General features: G+C 61.4%; 2 protein-coding genes. Both read left to right on the plus strand.

All coding sequences use genetic code 11. The annotated features are described in order from the left end of the window. Positions 1 to 1,308, plus strand: a 1,308-nt coding sequence (gene xrtD, locus WBB85_RS08415; RefSeq protein ID WP_432638173.1) for a VPLPA-CTERM-specific exosortase XrtD, incomplete at its 5' end; no start/stop codon positions are given. A 5-nt stretch (positions 1,309 to 1,313) separates the two neighbouring features. Next, positions 1,314 to 1,943: a rhomboid family intramembrane serine protease gene (locus WBB85_RS08420; protein ID WP_432638174.1), complete on the plus strand. Its 630-nt coding sequence runs from the start codon at positions 1,314 to 1,316 to the stop codon at positions 1,941 to 1,943. Positions 1,944 to 1,973: the final 30 nt, after the last annotated feature.

The following is a 1,973-nucleotide window of genomic DNA, read 5'->3' on the forward strand; positions in this document are numbered from 1 at the left end:
GCGGCACTCGGCAATCTGATTCGGGTGCCCGACATCGTCACATATGCGATGATCATCTGGGTCGGCGGGGTCGTTCTGACCATCTTCGGCTGGGACCGGGGACGGCAGCACCAATTGCCCGTGATCCATCTCGTCTTCATGCTGCCCCTGCCGCAGATCCTCTACTGGAAGCTGACGATCTTCCTGCAATGGGTCTCCTCTGCGCTCGGCGTGTGGTTCGTCAGCCTGATGGGCGTTGCCGTCTATCTGGAAGGCAACGTGATCGACCTTGGCGTCTACAAGCTGCAGGTCGCCGAGGCCTGTTCAGGCCTGCGTTACCTTTTCCCGATCCTGTCCTTCTCTTACCTCTTCGCGATCCTTTACCGGGGCCCCTTGTGGCACAAGATCGTGTTGCTGATCTCGGCAGCGCCACTGACGGTCCTGATGAATTCTATCCGCATCGGCGTGATCGGCGTTCTGGTCGACCGCTACGGGATCGAACAGGCAGAGGGCTTTCTACACTTCTTTGAAGGCTGGGTGATCTTCCTCATCTGCATCCTCATCCTCTTTGCAATGGCCATCGGCCTGCAACGGCTGACACCCGACCCCAAACCCTTGTCAGAGGCGATTGATCTGGATTTCGAAGGCTTCGGCGCGATCCTGACCCGTGTCTTCGCCATCCGCGCGACGCCCGCACTGGCGCTGGCTGCGATCCTGACCGCAGCGGCGTCACTTGCCTGGAACACGCTGCCCGCGCCGCCTGCCACAGCCGTGGCGCGCGATCCGCTGCTGCTGTTCCCGCGCCAGATCGACGATTGGCAAAGTTTCACCGTGGCGCTTGAACCGAAGGTGGAAAAGGTGCTGGCCGCCGATGATTACCTGAACGCGTTCTATCAGCGTCCGGGCGGCGATATCGTCAGTTTCTTCGTCGCCTATTACGATAAGCAGACCGAGGGGCAGGGAATCCATTCCCCCGAAGTGTGCCTGCCGACCGGCGGCTGGGAAGTGTTCAGTTTCACCGAAACCCCGGTGGACATGACCGATGTCGGCTATGGCCATTTCACCGCCGTGCGCGCCGTGATCCAGAAGGGTCTGGAAAAACAGCTCGTCTATTACTGGTTCGAAGGGCGTGGCAAGCGCCTCTCGAACGATGTCCGGGCCAAGCTGTCGGTCCTGACCGACAGCCTGACTTTGGGCCGCACCGACGGGGCGCTGGTGCGCTATGTGACCCCCATCGGCCCGGGTGAGACCGAGGCCGTCGCGGAAGAGCGGCTGTTGGGATTCATGGCCGAAAGCCTGCCGACCCTGCCGCGCTTCGTGCCGTTCTGACCAGCATGTCACAACACAGCGCCATCGCGCCGGTGACTTGGGTGATCCTGATCCTCTGCACGGTCCCGGAACTACTACTGAGCGGGGCGGATGCAGGTCTGCTGGGTGATCGTGGCTGGCGTGGGGACGTCTATGAATTCGGGGCATTCTGGGGCGGTTTGCTGCATGACTGGCAACCGAATTACCCAGGCCAGCCCTGGCTGATGTTCATCACCTACGGCTTTCTGCATGGCGGGCTGGTTCATCTTGTGATGAACATGACGGTCTTCGTCTCGCTCGCGAAGGCTCTGGTCGAAGCGTTGGGACAGATCCGGTTTCTTCTGCTCTACACCGTCTCGCTGATCATGGGGGCCTTGTTCTTTGCCCTGCTCGGCGCGCAGGACGCGCCCATGGTCGGGGCGTCGGGCGCGATATTCGGGTTGGTCGGCGCTTATCTGACCCGTAACGGTATCAGACGCGCGCGTATCGGGGCGGCGCTGCGGCCGGTTCTCGACTCGGTCATCGTGCTGATCCTCTTGAACATCGCGCTTTGGTGGGTGCTGGATGGTCAACTGGCCTGGGAGGCGCATCTGGGCGGGTTCATAGCCGGGGTGGCATTCACGCTGGTGAGCGGCCCCCGAAGGAGGGTGGGTTAGAGTGTGTTGCGCCTAATCGGTTTCATATCC

The organism is Albidovulum sp. (genome assembly GCF_049646345.1).
GTDB lineage: Bacteria > Pseudomonadota > Alphaproteobacteria > Rhodobacterales > Rhodobacteraceae > Albidovulum.

Excerpts from the sequence above, each read along its gene's own strand:
- WBB85_RS08420 (WP_432638174.1), top strand. The coding sequence starts at position 1,314 with ATGTCACAACACAGCGCCATCGCGCCGGTGACTTGGGTGATCCTGATC.